Below are 23,621 nucleotides of genomic sequence, written 5' to 3'. Positions count from 1 at the left end.
CGCCCTCCTCGACGCTTTCGCGCGCCGAGGATGCGCCTTGGGCATTTAACCCGAAGCAAGCTTCGACTGCGACATTTATGGCTTCAGCAATACCTTGCCGGACTTACCTGAAGCTAGCGATGCCTTGACCGCCTGGGAAATGTCGGCAAGGCCATATACGCCCTCCACCGGAAGAATGATGGTGCCGCTGGCGACATGCTGGATCAATTCGCCGATCAGGCGGCGGCGTGTGTCCGGCTCCATGGTGCCGATGACTGTGCTGCCCCAGAACCCCTTGATGGTGAGCTGCTTGAATATGACCGGTCCGGAGGGGATCTGCATGGGTTCGCCCGTCATGCTGCCAAAGGATACCAGCAAGCCGTCCTCTCCCAATAGCTCGACAATGTCCTTGCTGGCAGAGCCACCGATGGAATCAACACCCGCTTTGATGGGCTGTTCCCCGGTGAGCGTCCGCACGGTCTCCCGCCAATTGTTCTGAGCGGTGGAAACGGCGTTCTTGATACCGAGCTCTTCGAGCTCCTTTACACCTTCATCGCGCCGGACCAGGTTGATAACATGAATGCCCCGCGCCTGTGCAAGCATGGCGACAGCTTTTCCAACTGCACCATTGGCCGTGTTCTGGATGATCCATTGATTCGGTTTGACGCCGAGAAATTCGAGTAGCGCCATGGCGCTGAATGGCATGGCGATAAGTTGGGCTGCGGCTTCATCGGATATTGCGTCTGGCACGGGCACGAGGCCTGCAGCAGGAGCGAGGAAGAACTCGGCCCAGGCACCGTGCACGCCGGCGGCTGTAACGCGCTTCCCAATCAGCGCGCTGTCTACGCCCTCGCCCACTGACTCAACCGTGCCCACCGCTTCGCTGCCGCCGACTGCACCCGGCAATGGCGGCTTGTAGCCATAGCTTCCGCGCACGGTCCAGATGTCATGATTATGTATCGGCGAAAGTATCATGCGGATAAGGACCTGGCCTTTGCCCGGTTCTGGCGTCGGGGTCTCTGCAAGGTGCAATACGTCTTGAGGCTCTCCAAAAACGTCATGAGATGCAGTGCGCATGTCTTTATTCCTTTTGTTGAAATGAATTGTTGCTGAGTTTTCACTGAATAATGCGGCATTGCTGTGAATGTTGAAAATGGCGGATTTTCAAAAGAAAAAGCCGACCTGATGGCCGGCTTTCGAATTCTATATTGGCTTGCTGCCGACAGCCTTAGCGGCAGACGCGGATGCTTTCCATGTGCCAACCGCCGTCATAGGCGTTGCGGACCTGGCGGTCCTCAAACCAGCAGCGCGGTGGCGGTGGTGGTGGCTCGACATAGCGTGGGCCGCTGTCCCTGGCCAAGGCGCCGCCTATGATGCCGCCAAGAACGCCTGCAGCAATGCCGCCAGCGATAACCCGGCCATCATGGTCACGATGTCGGCGAGGCGGATCGCGATAGGGTGGCGGCGGTGGACCGCGGCGATCATAACGATAGGGACCATCGTAATATTGTGCCGATGCGGTCTGAACGCTGGCTAGAACTGCGCCGCTCGCGATGACACCGGCAAGCGCTGTGAGAAGAATCTTTTTCATTGCGGGCTTCTCCATGTGAGCCGAACCATTGTGCGGTAACGCCTCAATATGCCAGTAAAATGGCACGCAATTGATGAACAAGTGCTGAACGCAAAAGGCCTGCGTTACCACCGTCTCCCCCCGGTTTTGGTCTTTTGTCGATGAGCGTACCGTTAGCCGGGACACTGACCTTTCGCGTCAAGGTTATAGTAGCTATGCGTCAATTGCTTCCTCCACGGGAGGAGCTCCCAAGTCCTGAAAGCCAATCAGGCAACATCTTAGCCCCGCCTCTGTGGTGGGGCCTTTTTTTCTTAGCTAATGCGCAGAAATTTTTTCTTAGTCGACACGCAACCGATTTGCATTTCACCAGTTATGCGACCGAGACTAAGTCTCGGTTCCCCTCTCGACTATGACCCGCCATGAGCGGGTTTCTTTTTGCAAATTACGTCAAAGCTACTGACGCGATTATTTCGACAAGCGTACCGCACTGGCGTGAAGTGCACTACTGGCTTGGCAAAGCTCGTATTAGTATCGCCGCATCGCTCAAGGGCCTTGCCCGTTTTTCCCCGAGCGACCAACCTGCCCCGCTTCGACATGCGGGGCTTTTTTGTTTCCGGAGCCTTCGAAGGCTAGGAGCGCAGATAGATATAGGTGTGAACGTCTAGTCCGGGCTGTGCATTGCGCCGCTCGTTCATCAGGTCGCGAAAAAGCTCGACAATCGCGGGCGGCAGGTTTCTGGAGAATTCGTCGAATATCTCGTTGGCTCTATTCCACGAATAGATGGCGACCAGCGTGAAGATAAGAAGCAAAAGCCAGGGCCACAGCGGTTTGCGTCGTCTTTGAACTTCTGTATGACGCTCGTCGGTCATTGTACAAACACCTTCGATTGCAGCGTTACCTGTTTTGGTATCGAGGTTCTCCGCCAGGGGCATAGGCGGCTTTCTGCTGAAAACGAAAGATGTTTCCACACTGCGCACAGCGTATCATGTATTCGGCGGGATTGCCCGATGGCCGTTCCGCCCGAAAGCCAGCTGGCATTTCATCTATACGAAAATCGACATCCGAATGGCTCTTCTCATCGATCTCGGATGCCTCGGCAAAGCCACTGTGGCCGCATTTGGAGCATTCTAGTTTCCGGGAATATCGATCGCGAGAAGCCATGGTCCGTCCTTTGGTTTCGGGACAGGTAGCAACAGCACGTCGGCAGTTCAATAGATATTGCCTTTCTGTTGCCCGGTTCACACCGTCTTGTTTTCAGACACGCCCAGCATTTTATCGGCTTCAGATACCATTCATAAACCACTTGGTAACGCCATCGCTCTAAAGTTGGCAGTTGAAAAGTCTGGCGGGGCGTGTCGGACGGAACAGTGGCATGCGATTAATGAGTTCAACCGTGTTGAAAAAACTATCTGAGGTACTAGGGCGTGCGGTAAGCGCCAAGTCTTTCGTGAAGGTTTTCATGTTTGCGATGGCTATGGCGACGGCAACGACCGCCACCACGCAGATTGCGAAGGCTGACCCCAAATATGCGGGCATCGTCGTGGATGCGAAAACCGGCAAGGTTCTTTATAGTGAAGATCCCGATGGTTTGCGCTATCCAGCCTCGCTGACCAAGATGATGACGCTGTATCTGACGTTTGAGGCCTTGAATGCTGGTCGCTTCGCGCTCGATTCGCGTGTTCCGATTTCCGCGAATGCTGCCAAGGAGCCTCCTTCGAAGCTTGGAGTTCGGCCGGGCAACAGTATTACTGTCGAGCAGGCGATTCTCGCTCTGGTGACTCGCTCCGCAAACGATGTCGCTACGGCACTCGGTGAGTATATTGGTGGGTCGGAAGAGCGTTTCGGTCGCATCATGACTGCCAAGGCTCGCGCTCTGGGAATGACGCGCACCACCTATCGCAATGCGCATGGTCTGCCCAATACGGCACAGATGACCACCGCTCGCGACCAGGCTCGCCTCAGTGTCGCTCTGCGCCAGCATTTCCCGCAATATTATGGGTACTTCAATACCCGCACGTTTACATTCGGCAAGCAGGTCATCGGCAACCACAACAGGCTTGTCGGAACTGTTCGCGGTGTTGATGGTATCAAGACCGGTTATACCCGTGCAGCCGGAAGCAATCTGGCGACATCCGCGCAGCTCGATGGCCGCTCGATCGTTGCCGTCGTGCTTGGTGGACGTTCCAGTGCCGCTCGGGATGCAACGATGCGCAAGCTCGTGGCGGAATATCTTCCGAAGGCGTCGCGTGGTGGCGAAAGCAACCTTATCGCAGCAACGCCTTCCGCGCCGATCGAAGAGCCAGTCGCGGTTGTTGCAGCGGCTCCTGCTGCCAGCGGCCTTCCAAATGCCGGTCCGGTTCCGCAGGCCCGTTACGCAGATGAGACTCCAGTTTCCGCCTTTGCGCCAGCCCCTGCAAATGCTGCTGTTGCGGCAATGGACATGGCTACCCGCAACAAGCAAGCCGTTCGTCCTACGCCAGCCGCACCGGTCAACATGAAGCCGGACCGCTCTCTCGTGACGAATTCGACGAAGGTCGATAACATCGTGACGGCGTCGACGGCTCCTGCCCCATCTACCTCCGCAAATGCTGGATGGGTCATTCAGATTGGCGCCTCTCCTGACGAAGGGTCTGCCCGCAATCTGCTCCAGTCCGCACAGGACAAGGGCGGCAGTCTGCTCCGCACGGCAAAACCTTTCACGGTCGCTTTCAACAAGGATGGCGCCCAGATGTATCGTGCCCGTTTCGGCGGCTTCGGTGACCAGAACCAGGCGGTGAACGCTTGTAATGTTCTCAAAAAGAAAGGCATCAGCTGCTGGGCATCGCTCCAGTAAGCGGAAGACGTTTCGGGAGCCGGTGATGCTGATTCAAATTCATGGCCGGTTCCTTTCCTCGAATTGTATTGTGTAACGAGGCTTTCCAGATGGCGATCAACGAAAACTATTCGGACATTGCAGCAGGCAAAGGCAGACAACAGAGTCTTTCCGTGCTGCATCCGATCCATGAAGCAGCAATGAGAATTGCGGACTTGGGGCTGAACAGATCACGCCACAAGACGCGCGACTTGGTCAATCTCCTGCTTTGCCATGGCGCCCGCGCCTGGCGCAGCAACCAACCCGTTGCGAAGATTCATCTTCATATCGCATCCCGCTCAGGGCAAAGCGCTATCCATATGCGTCTGCGCTAAGCGAGTACATCCCATAAAAAAGCCCTGCGAAACATGTGTTTTGCAGGGCTTTTTCTTGTCATTTTTCCCGGTCTAACCGGCGGCATCAGTCCCCAAAAAAAGCGGCGGATGATCTTTCCGCCGCCTTCTCTTGCTATCAGCTATCACCCTCAGGTGCAGCGTCGTCATTCGCTTCAGCGATCAGGCCGTCGGCTTCCGCTTCGCCAATCGCTTCGACTTCTTCCTCACCTTCCGGCTCGTTGATGCGCTCGACCGACACGACCTTTTCGTCCTTGGCGGTGGAGAAGATCGTCACACCCTTCGTGGCGCGGCTGGCGATGCGAATGCCGTTCACGGGCACACGGATCAGCTGGCCACCATCGGAAACGAGCATGATCTGATCGTTATCCTCAACCGGGAAGGCTGCAACCAGCTCTCCGATTTCTGCCGTCTTGGACGTATCGGTGGCGCGAATGCCCTTGCCGCCGCGTCCAGATGTACGGAAGTCGTAAGAGGAAGACCGCTTGCCGAAGCCCTTCTGGGAAACGGTAAGGACGAACTGTTCGCGGGCCTTGAGCTCCTTGTAGCGCTCGTCGCTGAGTTCACCCTCTTCCGCAACCTCTTCGCCAACCAGCGTGATATCTTCTTCGTCAACGCCGGCGGCGCGGCGTTCTGCTGCCGAACGCTTGAGGTAGGCTGCACGCTCCCATGGCTGGGCATCGCTGCTGCCAACAATGGTCATGGAGATGATGCGGTCGCCCTCGCCCATGTTGATACCGCGCACGCCAACCGAATTACGGCCAGCAAAGACGCGAACATCATCGACGGAGAAGCGGATGCACTGCCCAAGCGCAGTCGTCAGCAGTACATCATCGCGATCGGTGCAGGTTTCGACGGAGAGGATTTCATCGCCCTCCTCGTCCAGCTTCATCGCGATCTTGCCGTTCCGGTTGACCTGTACGAAATCGGAAAGCTTGTTACGACGCACGGTCCCACGTGTTGTGGAGAACATCACGTCCAGCGTTTCCCACGTTGTCTCGTCTTCTGGCAGCGGCATGATGGTGGTGATGCGTTCACCCGCCTCCAGAGGAAGCATGTTGATCAGTGCCTTGCCCTTGGACTGAGGTGTGCCGATTGGCAGACGCCAGACCTTTTCCTTGTAGACAATGCCGCGCGAGGAGAAGAAGAGGACCGGTGTGTGCGTATTGGCCACGAAAAGCCGGTTCACAAAATCCTCGTCGCGGGTTGCCATGCCGGAGCGGCCCTTGCCGCCACGACGCTGCGCCTTATAGGTCGTCAGCGGAACGCGCTTGATATAGCCAAGGTGCGAAACGGTAACGACCATGTCTTCGCGGGCGATGAGATCCTCATCGTCCATGTCAGGGCCGCCTTCCATGATCTCGCTTCGACGTGGCGTGCCGAATTCGTCCTTGATCGCAGCAAGCTCGTCCTTGACGATCTGCTGGATGCGGATGCGCGACGACAGAATGTCGAGATATTCGCTGATCTCGGCGCCGATCTTGTTCAGTTCGTCACTGATTTCATCGCGGCCAAGCGCTGTCAGGCGGGCCAGACGCAATTCGAGAATGGCGCGCGCCTGCTCTTCCGAGAGGTTATAGGTGCCGTCTTCGTTGATGCGGTGACGCGGATCGTCGATCAGCAGGATCAGGCTTTCCACATCTTCAGCCGGCCAACGGCGAGTCATCAGCTGCTCACGCGCGGTTGCCGGGTCCGGTGCCTGACGAATGACGCGAATGACTTCGTCGATATTGGCAACGGCGATTGCGAGACCAACCAACACATGCGCGCGATCACGCGCCTTGCGCAGCAGGTACTTGGTGCGGCGGCTGACGACTTCTTCGCGGAAGGAAACGAAGGCGCGCAGCATGTCCAGCAGCGTCATCTGTTCCGGCTTGCCGCCATTCAGCGCCACCATGTTGCAGCCGAACGAGGTCTGCAATGGCGTGTAGCGATAAAGCTGGTTCAGAATGACTTCGGCATTGGCATCACGCTTCAACTCAACGACGACGCGGTATCCCTGGCGATCGGACTCGTCGCGAAGGTCGGAAATGCCTTCGATACGCTTGTCCTTGACCAGTTCGGCCATCTTCTCGATCATCGAGGACTTGTTCACCTGGAAGGGAACTTCCGTGATGATGATCTGTTCGCGGTCGCCGCGCATCGGTTCGATGGTGGCACGGCCGCGCATGATGACGGAGCCACGGCCCGTTTCGTATGCGGAGCGAATGCCGGAGCGACCCAGAATGAAGGCACCCGTCGGGAAATCCGGTCCGGGAATGATCTGCATGATTTCCGGCAGCTCGATTTCCGGATTGTCGATCAGCGCAATGCAGCCCTCGACGACTTCGGAAAGATTGTGCGGCGGAATATTCGTGGCCATGCCGACGGCAATACCGCCCGCGCCGTTGACCAACAGGTTCGGGAACTTGGCGGGAACAACGACCGGCTCGGACAGAGTGCCGTCGTAGTTGTCGCGGAAGTCGACGGTTTCCTTGTCGAGGTCATCGAGCAGCGAATGCGCGGCCTTTTCCAGACGGCACTCTGTGTAACGTTCAGCCGCCGGTGGGTCGCCATCGATGGAGCCGAAGTTGCCCTGCCCGTCGATCAATGGCAGCCGCAAGGACCAGTCCTGCGCCATACGAGCCAGCGCGTCGTAAATCGCGGAGTTGCCGTGCGGGTGATATTTACCCATCACGTCCCCGGTGACACGGGCGCACTTTACGTATTTCTTGTTCCAGTCGATGCCAAGCTCGGACATGCCATAGAGAATACGGCGATGAACTGGTTTCAGTCCGTCACGAACGTCTGGAAGCGCGCGGCTGACGATAACGCTCATGGCGTAATCGAGATACGACCGCTGCATTTCCTCCATGATGGAAATCGGCTCTATGCCTGGCGGAAGCTTTCCGCCGCCTGGGGGGCTCTGGTCAGTCAAATCGGATCACATTCTATGTTAAGAATCGGATGGATTTTTATAGCGGAAACAGCACGAAAGCGCCAATTTCCAGAGCAGTTTTGAACAGTCTTTTGCGTCATTTGCAAGACGATACACAGTTTTCTCCCTCCCTGCGGCAAAATCCGCCAAATCGGGGTTTCAAACGCGTCACGACTTACCTACCATCGAACGAAAACAGGCTGCGGACCCGACCTAGGTTTCATCGGCGCGCTGCCCATAAATGGGAAAAACATGGCAAGCACAGAACTCCTGGTCAATGCACTGACCACCATGCTGGTAACGCTCGACCCGCCGGGCCTTGCGCCGGTCTTCCTGGCCCTCACGGCTGGCATGACGCGGGCCCAGCGCGGTCAGGTCGCGCTTCGCGGCTCGATCATCGCCTTTGGCATCCTGGCGCTGTTTGCGCTATTCGGTGCTTCCATCCTCAATGTGCTTGGTATTTCCCTCGGCGCATTCCGGATTTCGGGTGGTCTGTTGCTGTTCTGGATTTCCTTTGAAATGATTTTCGAGAAACGCCAGGAGCGGAAGGAAAAGACCTCCGAGATGGCGATCACGCTTGATCATATCCAGAATATCGCCGTCTTTCCGCTGGCCCTGCCGTTGATTGCCGGGCCGGGCGCGATATCGGCGACCGTTCTGATCTCAGGCTCGATGCAGAACACATTCGAGAAGATCATTTTCATTCTGCTTCTGGCTTTCAGTATGCTGCTGGTTTTTGCAGCGCTACTGGCCGCAGATCGGCTTGATCGTTTTCTCGGCAATACGGGACGCGCCATCCTCACCCGCCTTCTTGGCGTTCTTCTCGCAGCGCTATCGGTTCAGTTCGTGGTTGATGGTGTGAAATCCGCCATGGCATCCTGACGGAATAGGGACAGCAGACGCTTTTCTGCTAGAAGGCAAATTCCCGCCGAGAATCGAGAGTTTGCCCCATGCGAAATCTGTTGCGCCTGATTGTGCCCGAAGCGATGCCGGTCAGTTACAGAGAACGGATTCGCTCCGCCTCAGGCGCGTTGATCGGCATTTTCATTACGGGGTTTATCGGGCATGTGACTGTTGGCAACAGCGCTGCTCTGCCGGCTCTCATCGCCCCTATGGGCGCATCCGCCGTGCTGCTGTTTGCCGTGCCCTCCAGCCCGCTTGCGCAGCCCTGGTCGATACTCTGCGGCAATATTCTCTCGGCTGTCGTGGGTGTGACGGTTGCGATGCTGGTGACCGATCCCTTCGTTGCTGCAGCGCTTGCCATCAGCATCGCTATCGCGGCCATGATGGCGCTTCGTTGCCTGCATCCGCCAAGCGGTGCGGTGGCGCTGACGGCGGTTCTGGGCGGGCCCGCCATCCATCAACTCGGCTATGGTTTCGTGCTCTGGCCCGTGGCGGGAAATTCGCTGGCACTTCTGGCCGTGGCCGTCATTTTCAACAATCTCTCTGGCCGGCGCTATCCTCATGCCATGCGAGCTCAAGCCGCAGGCCACGGTACAAAAGACCCGGCGCCCATAGAGCGCATTGGATTTTCGTCCGCTGACCTGGATGATGTCTTGAAGGATTTCGATCAGGTTCTGGATATCGACCGTGACGATCTGGAGACCATTCTACGTCGAACGGAACTACGCTCCTACCGCCGCCGCGCCACGCATCTCCATTGCGCCAGCATCATGTCCCGCGATGTAGTGGGTGTTGCCCCTGATGATGCGCTGAAAACCGCCCATGAGTTGATGCGAAGCCACCATTTCAAGGCCTTGCCGGTAACAAACGACAGCGCAGAAGTCGTCGGCATAGTCACCCAGACGGATCTGCTCGACAAGGCAAGCTGGAACAGCGGCCGCCCTACCATCGGTCTTCTTCAGCGCGTAAAGCTGATCTCATCTGGACGCAGCGCCCCGAATGGTACCGTCAAGGACATCATGACATCGCCGGTAAAAACCGTGTCACCGACGACGCCGATAGAAGAGGCCATCATCATTCTCGCCGAACAGGGCCTGCATTACCTGCCGGTCGTTGATGACAACAACAAGCTCGCAGGCATCATCTCACAGTCGGATGTGATGGTGGGAATGCTGGCCGATAAGGCGGAAAGCCAAGACTAAGGACAGATCGGGCGATGGAGCTACGCCGGAACGTCAGGCAATCGATGATCGCCAATTCTCTTTCGCCGGGCTGAAAGCCGGTAAACCGCTGAATGGAGCTGCGAAGCGCATCACATGCCCTTCGCAATCCTTCTGATCAGGCCGTGCCTATCGCTTAGCTTTCAAAATCCGCTTCCAGATGGTGCCACCGAGAAATTTGTTGAAGACCAGGAAGTAGGCAACCATTAGGACGAAGGCTAGCAAAGCGGGCATCCCGTTAAGCTCGAAGCCATTTTCCGTCCGCCCTCCAAACAAGGTGGCCACCAGGAAGCCGAAGACCCAGAAGGCGGTGAAGAAATCCAAAATGAAGGCAAGCACGATGCGCCAGGTAGCGGGTTGACTGCTAGATGTCGCCGGTTCTGTCATGCTTGCCTCTCAAATTGATGTTCTGAAAAATCAGAACGGGATATCGTCATCCATATCGTTGGAGAAGTTGCCTGCTGGCTGGCCGCCACGCGATGAGCCGCCGCGGGAGGACGATGGCTGGTCGTTGCCGCCGCCGTAATTCCCACCGCCATAGGAGCCGCCACCGAAGTCGTCGCCGCCACGGCTTGCACCGCCACCGCCACCTTCGCCGCGACCATCAAGCATTGTCAGTGTGGAGTTGAAGCCCTGCAGCACGATTTCCGTCGAGTAACGGTCAGCACCGGTCTGGTCCTGCCATTTGCGGGTCTGAAGTGCACCTTCGATGTAAAGCTTGGCGCCCTTCTTTACGTATTGCTCGATGACCTTGCAAAGACCTTCGTTGAAAACGACGACAGAATGCCATTCCGTCTTTTCTTTGCGCTCGCCGGAGTTGCGGTCGCGCCAGCTTTCGGACGTGGCGATGCGCAGGTTGGCAATCGGCCGACCGTCCTGCGTGCGGCGAATTTCCGGATCTGCACCGACGTTCCCGATCAGAATTACCTTGTTTACGCTGCCAGCCATCTTCTTATCCTGTCCACTGGCCTTTCCAGCCAGCATTCTCCGGTTCAAAATTTTGAGCACCATAGACCATGGTGTGCCGCCATGGGCAGAAAATGGAACGACAATCCACAAGGAATGTTCTTCACAACATGCCCACTTGCTAATCGTTCCTATTTTGTTCTATTAAACAGCAACTGATGAGTCAAGCGCAGCGAAATGCAGACAAGAAAAGCGCGATATACCTCGACACGCCGTTCACCGTCATTACATAAGAGCCCAACGCCTCCCAACGAGTAATTCCGAGCCTCCTCATGAGTGAATTAAAGACGATTTCGATCCGCGGCGCCCGCGAGCACAATCTCAAGGGTATCGATCTGGATTTGCCACGCAACAAGCTTATCGTCATGACGGGGCTGTCCGGCTCGGGAAAGTCGTCGCTTGCGTTCGATACGATCTATGCTGAGGGCCAGCGGCGATATGTGGAAAGTCTCTCTGCCTATGCGCGGCAGTTTCTGGAGATGATGCAGAAGCCGGACGTTGACCAGATCGAAGGTCTTTCCCCGGCGATTTCCATCGAGCAGAAGACGACGTCGCGCAATCCACGCTCGACGGTGGGCACGGTTACCGAAATATACGATTATATGCGCCTGCTCTTTGCGCGCGTCGGCGTTCCCTATTCGCCCGCGACGGGGTTGCCCATCGAAAGCCAGACCATCAGCCAGATGGTGGATCGCATCCTCGCCTTTGAGGAAGGGACACGTCTTTACATTCTCGCGCCCATGGTGCGTGGCCGAAAGGGTGAGTACAAGAAAGAGCTGGCGGAGCTGATGAAGAAAGGCTTCCAGCGCGTCAAGGTAGACGGGCAGTTCTACGAAATTGCTGATGTTCCCGCTCTCGACAAGAAATACAAGCACGATATCGATGTCGTCGTCGACCGCGCAGTCGTGCGACCGGATATGGCAGCGCGTCTGGCCGACAGCCTCGAGACCTGTTTGAAACTGGCAGATGGCCTTGCAGTCGCGGAATTTGCCGACAAGCCCCTACCTGCCGGGGAAACATCGGCCGGCGGCTCCGCTAACAAATCGCTGAACGAGACACACGAGCGGGTGCTGTTTTCCGAAAAATTCGCCTGCCCCGTTTCCGGTTTCACCATTCCGGAAATCGAGCCGCGGCTGTTTTCCTTCAACAATCCATTCGGTGCCTGCCCGACCTGTGACGGGCTTGGTTCCCAGCAGAAGGTCGATGTGGCGCTCATCGTGCCGGAGCCCGCACGCACGCTCAAAGATGGCGCAGTCGCGCCTTGGGCAAAATCATCGTCGCCCTATTATAACCAGACGCTGGAAGCGCTTGGCAAAGCCTTCGGCTTCAAGCTTTCGAGCCGCTGGAATGACCTCTCGGACGCCGCAAAGAAGGCTATCCTGCACGGCACAGATGACAAGATAGAATTCGAGTATCAGGATGGTGCGCGGTCATACAAGACGGTGAAGAACTTCGAGGGCATCGTTCCCAATCTGGAACGCCGCTGGAAGGAAACCGACAGTGCCTGGGCACGTGAGGAGATCGAGCGTTACATGTCGGCGGCACCCTGCCCCGCATGTGCCGGTTATCGCCTCAAGCCTGAGGCTCTTGCAGTCAAGATCAACACGCTGCATATCGGTCAGGTTACGGAAATGTCGATACGGATCGCCCGTGACTGGTTCGAGGCGTTGCCTGAATTCCTTAACGCAAAACAGAATGAAATCGCTGTTCGTATCCTCAAGGAGATCCGTGAACGCCTCCGCTTTCTCAATGATGTCGGGCTGGATTATCTCAGCCTATCGCGAAATTCCGGGACGTTGTCTGGCGGCGAAAGCCAGCGTATTCGCCTGGCGTCTCAGATCGGCTCGGGCCTGACTGGCGTTCTCTATGTCCTGGACGAACCGTCCATTGGCCTCCACCAGCGTGACAATGCCCGGCTGCTTGATACGCTGAAGCACCTGCGAGACATCGGCAATACGGTTATCGTGGTGGAACATGATGAAGACGCCATTCTTACGGCTGATTACGTTGTCGATATTGGTCCGGCTGCCGGCATTCACGGCGGTGAGGTTATTGCTGAGGGGACGCCGCAGGAGGTGATGGCGAATCCCAAGTCGCTCACAGGCAAATACCTTTCCGGTGAGCTGGGTGTTGCCGTACCAAGCGAGCGCCGCAAGGCGAAGAAGGGCAAGGAAATCAAGGTCGTCGGTGCTCGGGGTAACAACCTCAAGAATGTGACCGCGTCAGTCCCGCTTGGTGTTTTCACAGCCGTTACCGGCGTATCGGGCGGAGGCAAATCCACTTTCCTCATCGAAACGCTTTACAAATCTGCAGCGCGCCGCGTCATGGGTGCCCGCGAGATACCGGCAGACCATGATCGGATCGACGGCTTCGAATTCATCGATAAGGTCATCGATATCGACCAGTCACCGATCGGTCGTACTCCCCGTTCCAACCCTGCGACGTACACTGGCGCATTCACGCCTATTCGCGACTGGTTTGCGGGCCTGCCGGAAGCCAAGGCAAGAGGCTACGCGCCCGGTCGCTTCTCTTTCAACGTCAAGGGTGGACGCTGCGAGGCGTGCCAGGGCGATGGCGTCATCAAGATCGAGATGCACTTCCTGCCGGATGTCTATGTGACCTGCGACGTTTGCCATGGGAAGCGCTATAACCGCGAGACACTGGATGTGACATTCAAGAGCAAGTCGATCGCCGACGTGCTGGATATGACGGTTGAGGAAGGGGTCGAGTTCTTCTCTGCCGTTCCGGCCGTTCGCGACAAGTTGCAGTCGCTGTTCGACGTTGGTCTCGGCTACATTAAGGTCGGGCAGCAGGCGAATACGCTTTCGGGCGGCGAGGCCCAGCGCGTCAAGCTTGCCAAGGAATTGTCGAAGCGCTCAACCGGTCGCACACTTTATATTCTCGACGAGCCGACGACAGGCCTTCACTTCCACGACGTGAACAAGCTGCTTGAAATGCTGCATGAGCTGGTAAATCAGGGAAATTCGGTCGTCGTCATCGAGCATAATCTCGAAGTCATCAAGACGGCAGACTGGGTGATCGATATCGGTCCCGAAGGCGGAACGGGTGGTGGCGAAATCGTCGCGACGGGTACGCCGGAGCAGATCGTCAAGGAAAAGCGTTCCTATACCGGCCAATTCCTCAAGGAGTTGCTGGAGCGTCGTCCGGACAAGAAGGTTCAGGCGGCTGAGTGAGGCTGGACGCAAGTCATTGCTAAGGGATGGGGAATGAGATGAGTAAAGCAGGCACGATCCGGACCGGCATCGGCGGTTGGACCTTTGAGCCCTGGGAGGGCACGTTCTATCCCGACAAGCTTCCCAAGAGGCGGCAGTTAGAACATGCCAGCAGTCATCTTGCGGCGATTGAAGTGAACGGCACCTATTACGGAAGCCAGAAGCCTGCGACATTCGCGAAATGGGCATCCGAAGTCCCTGACGGATTCATATTCTCGCTTAAAGCCAGCCGCTTTGTTACGAACCGCAAAGTGCTTGCAGAAGCGGGAGAATCCGTCGCCAAATTTCTAACGCAAGGGCTGACCGAGCTTGGTGACCACCTCGGGCCTATCTTGTGGCAGTTTGCTCCAACTAAGAAGTTCGAGCCGGATGATTTCTCGGCCTTTCTCGAACTCTTGCCGGAAAAACAGGATGGGATAACGCTTCAGCACGTCGTGGAGGTTCGGAACCCGAGTTTCCAAGTACCTGAATTTATAGAGCTTCTTGCGCGCCACAAGGTCGCTGTCGTCTGCGCGGATCACCACGACTATCCAATGCTGCCGGATGTGACGGCGGATTTCGTCTATTGCCGTCTGCAAAAAGGCGAGGATGACATCGAGACTTGCTACCCCCAAAAGGATGTTGAAGCGTGGAGCAAGCGTCTCGAAACCTATGCGAAAGGTGGTGTCCCCCACGATCTGTCTTTGATTGCACCGGAGAGGAAGATTGAGAAGAAGGCCCGCGATGTTTTCGCCTTCTTCATCAGCGGTGGCAAGGTCAATGCACCGCGGGGCGCCCAACTGTTGCAGAGCATGGTCTGAGTGAACCGGTTCAACGGAGAACCGATATGACGTCGCTTGCGACGTAATCAGCCAATCCAAACCAACGCGCGCGGTGGTGCTGCGAAACAGCGCAGTTGGTCTCATGCGAGACAGTCTGGTCACTTTGTGTCTGTGCCGTGCGGTCTCAGCAGCAGGAAGCAGATATCGGTTGTTTGAAACAAGCCGCAGTCAAGATCGGCCAGTTTTCGGCCCTGAAAAGACGTTCAGACTGCGACAGTCTCTGGTGAGTTTTCGAAATTGATGGCGGCAAAAGCTGCCGCGATGACTTCCGGCCCTGCGCCCGGGCGCGTAGCGTCGCTCGAGAGAATTTGACGGAACCGGCGGGCGCCAGGCAGTCCCTGGAACAACCCAACCATATGGCGGGTAACGTGGTTCAGGCGGCCGCCCTTAGCGACATAATTTTCGGCATAGGCCATCATCTTGTCCCGTACGCCGAGCCAGTCCGGTTCAACCGCCGTTTCGCCGTATATCCGGCTGTCGACATCGGCGAGAATGGATGTGTTGTGGTAAGCCGCACGGCCAATCATCACGCCATCCATATGTTTCAGATGGTCATCGGCCTGATCGAGATCGGTAATTCCTCCATTGATTCCAATGAAGACATCGGGATGATCCTGCTTTATTCGGTAGGCAAGGCTGTAGTCTAATGGTGGGATATCGCGGTTTTCTTTGGGGGATAGTCCCTGCAGCCAGGCCTTGCGGGCATGGATCCAGATCGCCTGCGCGCCTGCCGAAACAACCTGGTCAATGAAATCCGGCAACACGGTCTTTGGGTCCTGATCATCTACGCCGATGCGGCATTTTACCGTCACAGGCACTGCCGCCACCGCGTTCATGGCCTCCACGCATCGCGCAACAGTTTGGGGCTCCCGCATGAGGCACGCGCCGAACGTCCCGGATTGCACCCGGTCAGAAGGGCAGCCGACATTGAGGTTGATTTCGTCATAGCCATAATCAGCCGCAATCCTTACGGCCTCGGCAAGCTTGGCCGGATCCGATCCGCCGAGCTGCAACGCCAAGGGATGTTCTTCAGCGTGGTAACCAAGCAGCCTGTCTCTCTGACCATGAATGATCGCATCCGCCACGATCATCTCCGTATAGAGAAGCGCGTGGGCGGAAAGCTGCCGATGCAGAAAACGGCAATGCGTATCCGTCCAGTCGATCATCGGGGCGACTGCGAAGATCTTGCTGCCGTTGGCGAGTGCTTTTTCATACATGGATCGAGAAACCTTTTCTTGCGTGGGCTTCTAACCCAATGTTGCTCATAAAGCCAGTTTTCTAAGGGGCGGGATTTTAAACTGGAAATCGGGGCAGAATCGCGGGACAAACAGGGCCTGAAAATGAGGAGCCACGCCTATGACTGCGACCGTTATTCCCGTTCCGCCGACAACTTTGCTGCCGGTGGAGGGTACTGCCGAAACATTTCCTGTTCGGCGCGTCTATTGCGTTGGCCGCAATTATGCCGATCATGCAATTGAGATGGGCCACGATCCATCCCGCGAGCCGCCGTTCTTTTTCCAGAAAAACCCCGACAACCTTCTGCCTGCGGGTAAGGATTTTCCCTATCCGGCCTTGTCGTCAAATGTGCATTATGAGGTTGAATGCGTGGTCGCGCTGAAAAGCGGCGGCTCCGATATCTCCATTGACGATGCCCTCGATCACGTCTGGGGTTACGCGGTCGGGATCGATATGACGCGGCGCGATATGCAGGATGCGCTCAAGAAGATGGGTCGATCCTGGGAAAGCGCAAAGGCATTCGAATTTTCCGCTCCTGTTTCACCAATCGTCCCGGCATCGAAAATCGGTCACCCGGCGAAAGGCGATGTCTGGCTTGATGTGAATGGCGAGCGCAAACAAACCGGCGATCTGGCCCAGATGATCTGGAAGACGGCTGAAATCATCGCCGAACTTTCCAAGATGTTCACGCTTGCCGCTGGTGATGTCATCATGACAGGTACACCTGCGGGCGTCGGACCAATCGTGCGCGGCGATCGCATCGATTGCGGGGTCGAAGGTGTTGGCACCCTGTCCGTAAGGGTTGCGTGAGAGGAGGTGCGAGATGCCGATTTACCGCCTTGCTGACAGGGTGCCGCAGACCCCTGCCCCGGATCGTTTCTGGGTGGCGCCCGATGCCAATGTCATCGGTTCTGTTATCCTTGGTGAGGATGTCGGCGTCTGGTTTGGTGCCACCTTGCGCGGTGATAACGAGCCCATCACGGTGGGCGGTGGTAGCAACATTCAGGATGGTGTGATGATCCATTCCGATCTCGGCTTTCCAGCGACGATCGGAGAAGGCTGCACGATCGGTCACCATGCGATTATCCATGGCTGTACCATTGGCGACAATTCCTTGATCGGCATGGGTGCCACGGTGCTGAACGGCGCAAAAATCGGTAATAACTGTCTAGTGGGTGCCAATGCGCTGATCACCGAAGGAAAGGAATTTCCTGATAATTCGCTGATCGTCGGGTCGCCCGCGCGGGCCATACGCACGCTGGATGATAAAGCGGTAGAGGCGTTGAAGGCGTCGGCGCAGAGCTATATCCGCAACTGGCAACGCTTTGCGAAAGACCTGCAGCAAGTCTGACTATGGTCAGGCGGCGCAGGCCTCGCAGAGACCTCTGATCTCGATTGTCGTCTTTTCTGCCTTGAATTTCTGGTTCTTGACCCAATCTCCCAGGCGGTGGTCGATCTGGTGATCGTGAAACTCCGTTACCTGACCACAGGCATTGCAGATTGCGAAGGCAACCGTGCCGTGGTGATGCGTGCAGCAATCCGTCTGCGTGTGTGAGCAGGCGACAAATGCATTTAGGCTTTCCAGCCGGTGGACGAGGCCGAACTCGATCAGCTTTTCCAGCGCCCTGTAGACCTGCAGCGGCGCACGAAAACCGGCATCCCGCAGCTTGTCGAGTATGACATAGGCACTAAGCGGCGCCTGCGATCTCGTGAGGGCATCGTAAACGAGAGACTGGTTCTTGGTGAGATTTTGAGTTGTCATGGACGACCTCCTTGCTCTGCGCTGCGTCCAAGCTTGGGCGAAGGCAAAAGACTCACGATGAAAAGCATAACTGCGGCAACGACGATGGATGGGCCGGACGGCGTATCGTAATGCAACGAGCCCATAAGCCCGCCTGCCACGGCGACCGCGCCAATAAGCGACGCTAGCACAGCCATGATTTCCGGCGTTGCCGAAAAGCGGCGCGCCGTGGCCGCCGGAATGATGAGCAGCGACGTGATGAGCATGATGCCGACAATCTTCATGGCAATGGCAATCACAAGTGCCATCAGCAGCATGAACAACAATTTGGAACGCTCGGGACGCATTCCCTCTGCTTCCGCCAGTTCCGCATTGACGGTTGACGCGAGCAAGGGCTTCCAAAGCAAGGCAATCGCAACCAGCACCACCACGCCGCCGCCCCAGATGAGGTAAATGTCCGACGGCGTAACGGCGAGAATATCGCCAAAGAGAAATGCCACGAGGTCGATGCGGACCCAGGTCATGAAAGCCACGATCACAAGGCCGAAGGCCAGCGCAGAATGCGAGAGAATGCCAAGCAGGGCGTCTGCCGACAGAGCCTGACGACGCTGCAGGAAGAGCAGAAGCAAGGACACGACCGTTGCGACCAGAAAAACGCTGATGATCAGGTTCAATTGAAACAGCAGTGATAGCGCGACACCCAGCAGCGCCGAATGGGCCATCGTATCGCCGAAATAAGCCATGCGCCGCCAGACGACGAAACAGCCCAGCGGGCCAGCCATGAGCGCCACGCCTATTCCGGCCACCATCGCTCTTACGAAGAAATCGTCAAACATGTTTGGCTCCGTGGGCATGGTGGCCGTGATCATGGGTGTGATCGTGATCGTGCTGACCACAGCCGCAACCATCCATCTCATCGTCATCGTGCCCATGTGCGTCGTGATGGTGGCCGTCGTCTGGATGACAATGATCTGTGACCGAGCCATCCGCGTGCTGCACGCGACCGTCCGGCAAATGGGTGTGGTCATGGTGATGGCTGTAAACCGCAAGGCCCCGCGCGCCCGCTCCACCGAAGAGCTTCATATATTCCGGGCTCTGGCTGACAGCCTGCGGTGTTCCGCGGCAACAAATATGCCCGTTCAGGCAGATGACCGTGTCGGTCTCGGCCATCACCACATGCAGATCGTGCGAGATCAGCAGAATGCCGCAGCCCGTTGAATTGCGGATCGTCTTGATCAGATCATAGAGGGCAATTTCACCTGAGAAATCGACGCCTTGGACCGGTTCATCGAGAACGAGAAGGTCCGGCTTGCGGGCGATGGCGCGGGCCAGTAGCGCGCGCTGAAACTCGCCGCCGGACAGATGCTGTACTTCTGCCTTGGCAAGGTGAGTGATGCCGGTGGCATCAAGTGCGGCGTCGATTTCGTGCGGCGGCAGCGCACCGGTCAGCGTCATCAATCTTCGGACAGTCAAAGGCATCGTCCAGTCGACAGAGAGCTTCTGCGGCACGTAACCCACCTTGAGGCCGGGAATTTGCGAAACTCGGCCCTCGTCCGGTTTCAGCACGCCCGTTGCCATTTTCGCACTGGTGGATTTGCCGGAACCGTTTGGTCCGATCAGCGTCACGATTTCGCCGCGGCTGACGGAGAATTCCACACCACGCACCAGCCAACGGCCATTGCGGCGAATGCCCGCATTGGAAAGAGAGACGAGATGCCCATCACGTGCGGGCGCTGAATAAAGCATTTGTTTTTCCAATTGTCGGTGTTGCCTATGGCTATCGCATACGTTATAGCGTTACGCAACATATGTAATAACATAACATACTTTCTCAAGTGGAGCATACCGCATGAAAACTATCGCTACGCTTCTTCTGGCTTCTGCCGCAGCAATCGCATCATCGAATGCCATGGCAGCCCCGAACGTGGTTGTGTCGATCAAGCCGATCCATTCGCTTGTGGCCGCAATCATGCAGGGCGTGGCCGATCCGCAATTGATTGTCGATGGCGGCGCATCTCCCCACACCTATAGCCTCAAGCCTTCCAATGCCCGGGCAATTGAAAATGCAGATGTCGTTTTCTGGGTTGGTGATGGCCTTGAAAAATTCCTGGAAAAGCCCCTGCACTCGCTGGCTGGCAAGGCGACCGTCGTGGAACTGGACAATGCGAGCGGCATCGAAAAGCTGCCCTTCCGTGAAGGCGGACCTTTCGAGGCTCATGACCACGGCGAACATGGAGACCATGATCACGGGGAAGAAGCCAAGGACGGCGAAGGCCACAAGGGCGAACACAAGCATGAACATGAGCATGAGCACGCTGGAGGTCACGACCATGACGAAGGCGAATTCGATATGCATCTGTGGCTCGATCCCACCAATGCAAAGGCTATGGCTATCGAAATCGAAAAGACCTTGATGACGGCAGATCCGGCCAACGCGAAGTCCTATCAGGACAACACCAAGAAGCTGGTCGAAAATCTGGATTCCTTGGATAAGGAGATCAAGGAAACGGTTGCCCCCATCAAGGACAAGCCGTTCATTGTTTTCCATGACGCTTATCAGTATTTCGAGCACCGCTATGGCGTTAAGACGGCCGGTTCGATCACCGTCAGCCCTGAAAACCCACCCGGCGCAGACCGCATCAAGAAGATCCATGCCAAGGTTCAGGAACTGAATGCGACCTGCGTATTTGCAGAACCCCAGTTCGAGCCCAAGCTCGTCAATGTTGTCATTGAGGGCACGAAGGCGAAATCCGGTACGCTCGATCCGGAAGCTGCGACGCTTGAGGCGGGCCCAGATCTCTATTTCAAGCTGATGCGCGGTGTCGCAAACTCACTAAAGAACTGCCTGTCTTAAGGTTCGGAGAAGGATGAAGGGTGGCCCGTGCCGCCTTTCATTTTCTACATATATGTAATGGTATAACATATTTGGAGCGCGATGTGATGCGGAAACTCCCAGTCACAGTTTTGTCGGGTTTTTTGGGCGCCGGAAAGACGACTGTCCTCAACCATATTCTGAGCAATCGGGATGGCCTGAGGGTGGCGGTTATCGTCAACGACATGAGTGAAGTGAATATTGATGCGGCGTTGGTCAGGGATGGCGGTGCCAATCTATCCAGAACGCAGGAACAGCTTGTCGAAATGACCAACGGCTGCATCTGTTGCACGTTGCGGGATGATCTTCTCAACGAAGTTCGCCAGCTGGCAGAGCAGGACAGGTTCGACTATCTCCTGATCGAGTCCACCGGAATTGCAGAACCCCTCCCCGTCGCCGCAACATTCGACTTTCGGGATGAGAACGGCCATAGCCTTTCCGATGTCGCGCGGCTGGATACGATGGTGACGGTTGTCGATTGCGCCAATCTGCTCAAAGACTACGGATCCACGGATTTTCTTTCGGATCGCGGTGAAACGGCAGGCGAAGGTGATGAGAGGACGCTGGTCGATCTTCTCGTTGAGCAGATCGAGTTTGCCGATATCGTCATTCTGAACAAGGTCTCCGCCGCGACGGATGAACAGCAGGATGCGGCACGCAAGATCATTGCTGCGCTTAATCCAGATGCGCGGCTTATCGAAGCGGATTTTGGAAAGGTCGAGACCAAGGCTGTTCTCGGCACCGGGCTTTTCGACTTCGCCAAGGCGGAAACCCATCCTCTCTGGTTCAAGGAGTTGCACGGTTTCAAGGACCATGTGCCCGAAACCGAGGAATATGGCATCAGCTCCTTCGTCTACCGCGCGAAACGTCCGTTCGATCCCGCCCGCTTCAACGCCTTCATCAATCGCGATTGGCCCGGCGTCATACGTGCCAAGGGGTTTTTCTGGATTGCAACGCGGCCGGACCATGTGGGTGAGATCAGCCAGGCCGGAGCCTTGGTCAAGACGGGCAAGATGGGGCTTTGGTGGTCATCCGTCCCGAAGCAGCACTGGCCGGAGGACCCTGGGTTCGAGCGCATGTTGGCGCCTTACATGGATGAGGTCTGGGGAGATCGCCGGCAGGAGATTGTCTTTATCGGCGCTGATCCAATGCGCGAGGCGGATATTCGCGCCGCACTGGACGCTTGTCTGATTGAGGCATCCGCCTTTACTCCGAAGGCCTGGCGCTCACTGGAAGATCCCTTCCCGGACTGGGGGCGTCGGGCGGCATGAGGAACCAGAGAACGCAATCTAAGTTCCGGTGTGAAGCCATTACCGACGAAATCGCCCGTGAAAACGATTGTGGCCATGGAGTTGATCCACGGCCACAGGAGAAGTCGACAGCTCGTTTAACGCGCGGTGGAGAGACCGATAATGAGACCGCTTACGGCATTGATCAGAAGATACTGATTATCAACGCGGACCCAACGCTCGCCGCGACGCGGTTCTCTCAGGTTATGGCGACGGTAATCACGCCGATCTATAAAGTGGCGACGATCTTTCGCAGATAGGCGCTGGCCGCGATCCCAACGATGTTTATTCACGATCACCTTTTTCTTGGTGATTGTTTTCTCAACCGTAACATGACGGCCCGGGCGGTCGTCATGGCGGCCCTGTGCCTGTGCCATGGGAGCGGCCAGCACTGTGGCAGCGAGAAGAACGGATAGAAACTTTTTCATCGGTATGTCCTTTCCTGAAGTGATGACTAGAACCTATCGTCACGACAATGAATGGAAAGTGAACCGCATATTAAAAATCAGTAATGTTCGCTTGCGCTTAGGCGCATCACTTAAAGTTTATGATCAGATTTCAGCCGGCAAAATAGCCGCCCCGAAAGTCGAGGCGGCCAGGTTTTGATCACTTGAGCTCGGCAGATTTTGCCCAAAGATTGATGTCGGCGTCCTTGGCAAAGCGGTCGATTTCCACCAGTTCCTCTGCCGTGAAATCAGGCTTCTCCAGCGCTTTCACGCAATCTTCCACCTGCTCTGGGCGGCTCGCGCCTATCAGTGCGGTGGTGATGCGTCCGCCACGCAGAACCCATGCAATTGCCATCTGCGCAAGCGTTTGCCCGCGCCGTTCCGCGATCGCATTCAGGCCCCTGATGTTTTCGATGTTGCGTTCATTGAGAAACGCGGGGTTCAGCGACTTGCCCTGGCTGGCGCGGCTGGCTTCCGGCACACCGCCCAGATATTTCGTGGTCAACATGCCCTGCGCCAGGGGTGAGAAAACGATTGAGCCAATACCAAGCTCTTCCAGCGTATCGACCAGCCCGTCTTCTTCGATCCAGCGATTGATCATTGAATAGCTTGGCTGGTGAATGATGCAGGGGGTGCCGAGTGCCTTGAGAATGGCGGCAGCCTCGCGTGTGCGCTGTGAATTGTAGGAGGAGATGCCAACATAGAGCGCTCGGCCCGAGCGGACGATGTGGTCAAGCGCACCGCAGGTTTCTTCCAGCGGCGTGTCGGGATCAAACCGGTGGGAATAGAAGATGTCAACGTAGTCCAGGCCCATGCGCTTGAGGCTCTGGTCGCAGGATGAGATCAGGTATTTGCGGCTACCCCATTCGCCATACGGGCCGGGCCACATGTTGTAACCGGCCTTTGAGGAAATCACGAGTTCATCGCGATAGCCTGCAAAATCCGTCCGCAATATCTCGCCGAAAGCGGTCTCTGCGCTGCCCGGAGGTGGTCCGTAGTTGTTGGCGAGATCGAAATGAGTGATACCCAGATCAAATGCTTTGCGGCAGATGTCCTGCTTCGTCTTGTGTGAGAAGTCGTTGCCGAAATTGTGCCAGAGGCCCAGCGATATTGCCGGAAGCTTCAGGCCCGATGTTCCGCAGTGATTGTACTTCATGGACGCGTAACGGTTTTCAGCCGGTTGCCAGGCCATCTTGTTCCTCCCAGTGTGGATTGTGCCGTCGG

Annotated in this window: 22 protein-coding genes; 10 read left to right on the top strand and 12 right to left on the bottom strand. The window is 56.6% G+C overall.

What is annotated here, in order from left to right:
- Positions 1-75: 75 nt before the first annotated feature.
- The 3 genes from QRN85_RS12600 to QRN85_RS12585 all read right to left on the bottom strand — a co-directional run bounded on the left by QRN85_RS12600 (position 76) and on the right by QRN85_RS12585 (position 2,418).
- Positions 76-1,056 carry a zinc-binding dehydrogenase gene (locus QRN85_RS12600; protein ID WP_112963546.1) on the bottom strand — a complete coding sequence of 327 codons (981 nt, stop codon included), beginning with the start codon at positions 1,054-1,056 and terminating at the stop codon, positions 76-78.
- Between the two features lie 151 nt (positions 1,057-1,207).
- Positions 1,208-1,570, bottom strand: a complete 363-nt coding sequence (locus QRN85_RS12595; protein ID WP_284758327.1) for a hypothetical protein — start codon at positions 1,568-1,570, stop codon at positions 1,208-1,210.
- A 608-nt stretch (positions 1,571-2,178) separates the two neighbouring features.
- On the bottom strand, positions 2,179-2,418 hold the full coding sequence (locus QRN85_RS12585; RefSeq protein ID WP_284758324.1) for a hypothetical protein: 240 nt from the start codon (positions 2,416-2,418) through the stop codon (positions 2,179-2,181).
- A gap of 590 nt (positions 2,419-3,008) precedes the next feature.
- Between QRN85_RS12585 and QRN85_RS12580 the strand changes: the two genes are divergently transcribed.
- Together QRN85_RS12580 and QRN85_RS12575 are read left to right on the top strand one after the other, a co-directional pair.
- Positions 3,009-4,382 carry an SPOR domain-containing protein gene (locus QRN85_RS12580; protein WP_502870767.1) on the top strand — a complete coding sequence of 458 codons (1,374 nt, stop codon included), beginning with the start codon at positions 3,009-3,011 and terminating at the stop codon, positions 4,380-4,382.
- An 89-nt stretch (positions 4,383-4,471) separates the two neighbouring features.
- Positions 4,472-4,735: a hypothetical protein gene (locus tag QRN85_RS12575; RefSeq protein ID WP_062589901.1), complete on the top strand. Its 264-nt coding sequence runs from the start codon at positions 4,472-4,474 to the stop codon at positions 4,733-4,735.
- 136 nt (positions 4,736-4,871) lie between these two features.
- Here the strand turns inward: QRN85_RS12575 and gyrA are convergent, their stop codons facing one another.
- A complete protein-coding gene (gene gyrA, locus QRN85_RS12570) occupies positions 4,872-7,670 on the bottom strand; it encodes a DNA gyrase subunit A (protein ID WP_113219508.1) in 2,799 nt (932 codons plus the stop codon).
- 252 nt (positions 7,671-7,922) lie between these two features.
- Here gyrA and QRN85_RS12565 point away from each other — a divergent pair, with 252 nt between their 5' ends.
- Positions 7,923-8,552 (top strand): MarC family protein, encoded by a 630-nt coding sequence (locus QRN85_RS12565; RefSeq protein ID WP_062589658.1) that lies wholly within the window; start codon positions 7,923-7,925, stop codon positions 8,550-8,552.
- A gap of 68 nt (positions 8,553-8,620) precedes the next feature.
- On the top strand, positions 8,621-9,775 hold the full coding sequence (locus tag QRN85_RS12560; protein ID WP_284758322.1) for an HPP family protein: 1,155 nt from the start codon (positions 8,621-8,623) through the stop codon (positions 9,773-9,775).
- A 147-nt stretch (positions 9,776-9,922) separates the two neighbouring features.
- On the opposite strand, the gene QRN85_RS12555 is transcribed toward QRN85_RS12560, so the two are convergent.
- Positions 9,923-10,180 carry a hypothetical protein gene (locus QRN85_RS12555; protein ID WP_062589660.1) on the bottom strand — a complete coding sequence of 86 codons (258 nt, stop codon included), beginning with the start codon at positions 10,178-10,180 and terminating at the stop codon, positions 9,923-9,925.
- Positions 10,181-10,210: 30 nt separating this feature from the next.
- A complete protein-coding gene (locus tag QRN85_RS12550; protein ID WP_062589902.1) occupies positions 10,211-10,741 on the bottom strand; it encodes a single-stranded DNA-binding protein in 531 nt (176 codons plus the stop codon).
- Between the two features lie 290 nt (positions 10,742-11,031).
- Between QRN85_RS12550 and uvrA the strand changes: the two genes are divergently transcribed.
- Both uvrA and QRN85_RS12540 read left to right on the top strand, forming a co-directional pair.
- Positions 11,032-13,953: an excinuclease ABC subunit UvrA gene (gene uvrA, locus QRN85_RS12545; protein ID WP_112963540.1), complete on the top strand. Its 2,922-nt coding sequence runs from the start codon at positions 11,032-11,034 to the stop codon at positions 13,951-13,953.
- Between the two features lie 38 nt (positions 13,954-13,991).
- A complete protein-coding gene (locus QRN85_RS12540) occupies positions 13,992-14,792 on the top strand; it encodes a DUF72 domain-containing protein (RefSeq protein ID WP_122068135.1) in 801 nt (266 codons plus the stop codon).
- A gap of 224 nt (positions 14,793-15,016) precedes the next feature.
- On the opposite strand, the gene dusA is transcribed toward QRN85_RS12540, so the two are convergent.
- Complete coding sequence (gene dusA, locus QRN85_RS12535) at positions 15,017-16,030, bottom strand: tRNA dihydrouridine(20/20a) synthase DusA (RefSeq protein WP_284758320.1); 1,014 nt, start codon at positions 16,028-16,030, stop codon at positions 15,017-15,019.
- A 139-nt stretch (positions 16,031-16,169) separates the two neighbouring features.
- Between dusA and QRN85_RS12530 the strand changes: the two genes are divergently transcribed.
- Positions 16,170-16,859: a fumarylacetoacetate hydrolase family protein gene (locus QRN85_RS12530; protein ID WP_122068139.1), complete on the top strand. Its 690-nt coding sequence runs from the start codon at positions 16,170-16,172 to the stop codon at positions 16,857-16,859.
- Positions 16,860-16,872: 13 nt separating this feature from the next.
- Entirely contained in the window at positions 16,873-17,400 is a 528-nt protein-coding gene (locus QRN85_RS12525) for a gamma carbonic anhydrase family protein (RefSeq protein WP_122068141.1), read from the top strand.
- A 6-nt stretch (positions 17,401-17,406) separates the two neighbouring features.
- Here QRN85_RS12525 and zur read toward each other — a convergent pair whose 3' ends face one another.
- From zur to znuC, 3 genes are read right to left on the bottom strand one after another with little or no spacing between them, the layout of a single operon-like run.
- Complete coding sequence (gene zur, locus QRN85_RS12520) at positions 17,407-17,811, bottom strand: zinc uptake transcriptional repressor Zur (protein ID WP_062589665.1); 405 nt, start codon at positions 17,809-17,811, stop codon at positions 17,407-17,409.
- On the bottom strand, positions 17,808-18,626 hold the full coding sequence (gene znuB, locus QRN85_RS12515) for a zinc ABC transporter permease subunit ZnuB (protein WP_113169563.1): 819 nt from the start codon (positions 18,624-18,626) through the stop codon (positions 17,808-17,810). The genes zur and znuB overlap by 4 nt, the downstream gene beginning before the upstream one ends.
- Positions 18,619-19,536, bottom strand: a complete 918-nt coding sequence (gene znuC, locus QRN85_RS12510) for a zinc ABC transporter ATP-binding protein ZnuC (protein ID WP_284758314.1) — start codon at positions 19,534-19,536, stop codon at positions 18,619-18,621. The genes znuB and znuC overlap by 8 nt, the downstream gene beginning before the upstream one ends.
- A gap of 103 nt (positions 19,537-19,639) precedes the next feature.
- Here znuC and znuA point away from each other — a divergent pair, with 103 nt between their 5' ends.
- Both znuA and zigA read left to right on the top strand, forming a co-directional pair.
- Positions 19,640-20,644, top strand: coding sequence for a zinc ABC transporter substrate-binding protein ZnuA (gene znuA / locus QRN85_RS12505; protein ID WP_284758313.1), 1,005 nt, complete (start codon positions 19,640-19,642; stop codon positions 20,642-20,644).
- Positions 20,645-20,727: 83 nt separating this feature from the next.
- Positions 20,728-21,933, top strand: a complete 1,206-nt coding sequence (zigA, locus tag QRN85_RS12500; RefSeq protein ID WP_162927931.1) for a zinc metallochaperone GTPase ZigA — start codon at positions 20,728-20,730, stop codon at positions 21,931-21,933.
- Positions 21,934-22,049: 116 nt separating this feature from the next.
- Here zigA and QRN85_RS12495 read toward each other — a convergent pair whose 3' ends face one another.
- Positions 22,050-22,379: an RcnB family protein gene (locus tag QRN85_RS12495; RefSeq protein ID WP_113093301.1), complete on the bottom strand. Its 330-nt coding sequence runs from the start codon at positions 22,377-22,379 to the stop codon at positions 22,050-22,052.
- Positions 22,380-22,557: 178 nt separating this feature from the next.
- Positions 22,558-23,589, bottom strand: coding sequence for an L-glyceraldehyde 3-phosphate reductase (mgrA, locus tag QRN85_RS12490; RefSeq protein WP_062589669.1), 1,032 nt, complete (start codon positions 23,587-23,589; stop codon positions 22,558-22,560).
- Positions 23,590-23,621 lie beyond the last annotated feature (32 nt).

The sequence above is a fragment of the Agrobacterium sp. fls2-241-TYG-188a genome (assembly GCF_030209845.1).
Note: the sequence above shows the minus strand (reverse complement) of the source record. Positions and strands in the feature narration are given on the sequence as shown.

What these genes read in the sequence shown, in the direction of transcription:
- QRN85_RS12525 (WP_122068141.1), top strand. Translation starts at nt 16,873, where the DNA reads ATGCCGATTTACCGCCTTGCTGACAGGGTGCCGCAGACCCCTGCCCCG.
- mgrA (WP_062589669.1), bottom strand. Translation starts at nt 23,589, where the DNA reads ATGGCCTGGCAACCGGCTGAAAACCGTTACGCGTCCATGAAGTACAAT.
- QRN85_RS12595 (WP_284758327.1), bottom strand. Translation starts at nt 1,570, where the DNA reads ATGAAAAAGATTCTTCTCACAGCGCTTGCCGGTGTCATCGCGAGCGGC.
- znuA (WP_284758313.1), top strand. Translation starts at nt 19,640, where the DNA reads ATGAAAACTATCGCTACGCTTCTTCTGGCTTCTGCCGCAGCAATCGCA.
- QRN85_RS12580 (WP_502870767.1), top strand. Translation starts at nt 3,009, where the DNA reads ATGTTTGCGATGGCTATGGCGACGGCAACGACCGCCACCACGCAGATT.
- QRN85_RS12575 (WP_062589901.1), top strand. Translation starts at nt 4,472, where the DNA reads ATGGCGATCAACGAAAACTATTCGGACATTGCAGCAGGCAAAGGCAGA.
- QRN85_RS12495 (WP_113093301.1), bottom strand. Translation starts at nt 22,379, where the DNA reads ATGAAAAAGTTTCTATCCGTTCTTCTCGCTGCCACAGTGCTGGCCGCT.
- QRN85_RS12560 (WP_284758322.1), top strand. Translation starts at nt 8,621, where the DNA reads ATGCGAAATCTGTTGCGCCTGATTGTGCCCGAAGCGATGCCGGTCAGT.
- QRN85_RS12585 (WP_284758324.1), bottom strand. Translation starts at nt 2,418, where the DNA reads ATGACCGACGAGCGTCATACAGAAGTTCAAAGACGACGCAAACCGCTG.
- QRN85_RS12555 (WP_062589660.1), bottom strand. Translation starts at nt 10,180, where the DNA reads ATGACAGAACCGGCGACATCTAGCAGTCAACCCGCTACCTGGCGCATC.
- QRN85_RS12565 (WP_062589658.1), top strand. Translation starts at nt 7,923, where the DNA reads ATGGCAAGCACAGAACTCCTGGTCAATGCACTGACCACCATGCTGGTA.
- zur (WP_062589665.1), bottom strand. Translation starts at nt 17,811, where the DNA reads ATGACAACTCAAAATCTCACCAAGAACCAGTCTCTCGTTTACGATGCC.
- QRN85_RS12600 (WP_112963546.1), bottom strand. Translation starts at nt 1,056, where the DNA reads ATGCGCACTGCATCTCATGACGTTTTTGGAGAGCCTCAAGACGTATTG.
- znuB (WP_113169563.1), bottom strand. Translation starts at nt 18,626, where the DNA reads ATGTTTGACGATTTCTTCGTAAGAGCGATGGTGGCCGGAATAGGCGTG.
- dusA (WP_284758320.1), bottom strand. Translation starts at nt 16,030, where the DNA reads ATGTATGAAAAAGCACTCGCCAACGGCAGCAAGATCTTCGCAGTCGCC.
- QRN85_RS12530 (WP_122068139.1), top strand. Translation starts at nt 16,170, where the DNA reads ATGACTGCGACCGTTATTCCCGTTCCGCCGACAACTTTGCTGCCGGTG.
- uvrA (WP_112963540.1), top strand. Translation starts at nt 11,032, where the DNA reads ATGAGTGAATTAAAGACGATTTCGATCCGCGGCGCCCGCGAGCACAAT.
- QRN85_RS12540 (WP_122068135.1), top strand. Translation starts at nt 13,992, where the DNA reads ATGAGTAAAGCAGGCACGATCCGGACCGGCATCGGCGGTTGGACCTTT.
- QRN85_RS12550 (WP_062589902.1), bottom strand. Translation starts at nt 10,741, where the DNA reads ATGGCTGGCAGCGTAAACAAGGTAATTCTGATCGGGAACGTCGGTGCA.
- znuC (WP_284758314.1), bottom strand. Translation starts at nt 19,536, where the DNA reads ATGCTTTATTCAGCGCCCGCACGTGATGGGCATCTCGTCTCTCTTTCC.